3 protein-coding genes are annotated in these 2,566 nt (G+C 34.8%); all 3 read right to left on the reverse strand.

Annotation, left to right across the window (positions count from 1 at the left end; translation table 11 throughout):
• Positions 1-230: 230 nt before the first annotated feature.
• Positions 231-833 (reverse strand): MptD family putative ECF transporter S component, encoded by a 603-nt coding sequence (locus tag Q1J64_RS13125; protein ID WP_301109539.1) that lies wholly within the window; start codon positions 831-833, stop codon positions 231-233.
• 148 nt (positions 834-981) lie between these two features.
• On the reverse strand, positions 982-1,941 hold the full coding sequence (locus Q1J64_RS13130) for a helix-turn-helix domain-containing protein (protein ID WP_301109540.1): 960 nt from the start codon (positions 1,939-1,941) through the stop codon (positions 982-984).
• A gap of 38 nt (positions 1,942-1,979) precedes the next feature.
• Positions 1,980-2,566: methyltransferase domain-containing protein (locus Q1J64_RS13135; RefSeq protein WP_301109541.1), on the reverse strand; the 587-nt coding region annotated here is incomplete at its 5' end.

Genomic DNA, 2,566 nt, shown 5'->3' on the forward strand with positions numbered 1-2,566 from the left:
CCACCCAAAAAATAACTTGTAAACCCAATAAGAATCAATAATAGTGCCTTACACCTTGGATCAAGTCTTGCTGTTCCACAAAATTGTTCTGTTTCAATTATTTGCTTTATATTATCTTCCTTCATATACTCCTCCGAAAATAAACGGGACTACGCCAACGTAGTCCCGCTCTTATGTTTTAGGTACTCATATTGGACTCCTTCTTTATACCACTTTATCTGTGATATTTTTTATTTTACCGAAACAAGCCCAGCTTTAACAAAATGCTTTTTCAATGTTTTCTGTCCAATATATCCACCCAAAAGACCTCCAACTAGACCTGCAACAACAATCACTATTAACATCGGCACGGAAGTGATTTTTAACATACCATCTATGTACTCTTGTGCAATATTGTTTTTCTCCATTGCCCCCACAAACGCGCTCTGTAAAAATTTAATTGGACAAATAGCACCAAAAGCAAAAATAGCACTAAAAATCGCATATGCTACAACCATAGATTTTATTGTGATTTTCTTTCTTGCCATAACCAAAAAATCACAGATAACTCCTCCTACAACCAATGCAATCGGAATAAACCAAAAAGCACCTACTAATAGAAAAAGAATTGCCTGAATCGCTCCGCAGATTGTAAATACTCCTTTTTTCGGAACTTTGGCAAGTAACAACATCATTACAATTCCATTAGGAATAGCAACAACCGAAGGGTAGAACACGTTCGTCACGGGTCCGGCTACACTCATAATAGTACTGATAATCATGCAGATAATCCACATAACTGCCGTCAGGACTCCAGTAAGAATAAAATCTTTTGCAGTCAATTTTTTAGTCATAAAATATCATCCTCCCTATTACAGCTTCTTAACTGGCATATGCAGTTAGCTGTTTCTAACCTACTTATAAATTAACACATATTAGCTTTTATCTTCAACCCAAATCTAGTATATTTTAGCCCAAAACCAGTATTTTCATTTTTATATACTATACACGCTTATATTCCTTGGGAACCACACCATATTTTCTCTTAAAAGCTGCTGAAAAATTACTCGGTTTAGAATAGCCTACCATAGTCGCAACCTCACTGACGTTTAACCCTGTCTCCAATAATAGCTGTGCTCCACGCGTTATTCTTTGATCAATAATATAGGCATGAATTGGCATACCAACTATATTAGAGAATCCTTTTGTTAATTTACTCATACTCAGTTGTACTTGTTTAGCTAATTTTTCGCAGGAAGGTGCATCGGTCAGTTGTGAATCTATAATACGCTTAGCTTCCATAATGGAATCTCGCTCTGATTTAGAAATCGAGATGTCATTCTTGGTTAAAATATCTTCTTCTAATATCTCTCTTAAATAGACCCCCAGGAGTTCTAAAATCTTTGCGTCAAGATACAAATGCCCCAATCCACCTCTGAAATGAACAAATTCCTTCGTTTCAGCCAGTATTCTTTCCATTATCGGAGTAATATTAACTTTTGAAATTCCTCCAAACAATTTTTCTTTATACGCTTGTGTTTCCTGGATTTCAAAGTAATCTGATAGTAGCTTGAAAAAAAATGACATTGGAATCTTCACATTCTTAAATACAAAATCTCGTTCTTTAGCATAGCAAACACATTCCATTTTTCCGTGTCCTTTATAGATACAAGACTCTCCTTTTTGAATATTTACCGAGTTATATCCATCCATAATTCCCCAGGATACGCCTTCATTTAAGCAAAACATTATCTGAATATACTCTTCATTATTAATCCCCTGAACATTCACATCAGCAAAATAATTCATTTGCCAATCTGAGAAAATAATTCCTCGTTTTGTGGCTGTTTGAGAAATATATCCTTTTCCTACATCAGAAGGCATTTCCATTGTAAAAGTCTGTGGTGAATTTGTAATCAAATTATAATACAATTCATTAAGTGCTTTATTTCTTTGCTTCATTAATACCCCTCTCTAACTTTAAACACATTTATTCTTTATCATCTTTTTCTTACGAGTAGTAACGTATCTGATAGCTTTATACCTCTAAAATTTGCTTGTTCCAGCTCATTCAGCACATTTTCTGCACTATCGTAGTTCCATTCCATAGGACTTTCAATTACACTGATTATTTTGTCCCCGAAAAAAATCTTGTAAGTCATTAACCATTCCCAGCTCTTTTCCATAACATGCTTTATTTCGGTAATATAAGTTTCATATCGTATCCTTCCCTGTGTTGTTACAGATATTCTGCTCCCTTTTGGCACATTAAGAAACCTTGGATCGAGAAGTCCTATTAAAATAGGCACATTTGTTTTTAATACACTGTCTAATTTTTCCCAAAAATATTGCCGTTCTTCTTTTAGATGTCCCAAAACACCCATGCATAAAATACCACTGATTTCTTCTTTGAAATCATATTGTTTTACAGTCCATGGCAACACAGTGATTTGTTTTCGCACCTCTTCATGTTCTACCAACCTTGACATAAAAGCAATTCGCATATACTTGGACGGTTCCAATGCAATTACTTCTTTATCTGGAAGCATTTTTGCTATTTCTACTGTTGTTTTTCCAGTTCCTGCAC

Source organism: Sporosarcina sp., from assembly GCF_029257255.1.
Classification (GTDB): Bacteria; Bacillota; Bacilli; order Bacillales_A; family Planococcaceae; genus Sporosarcina.

Bases quoted from the DNA above. Each gene is read 5' to 3' on its own strand.
- Q1J64_RS13125 (WP_301109539.1), bottom strand. From the start codon at position 833: ATGACTAAAAAATTGACTGCAAAAGATTTTATTCTTACTGGAGTCCTG.
- Q1J64_RS13130 (WP_301109540.1), bottom strand. From the start codon at position 1,941: ATGAAGCAAAGAAATAAAGCACTTAATGAATTGTATTATAATTTGATT.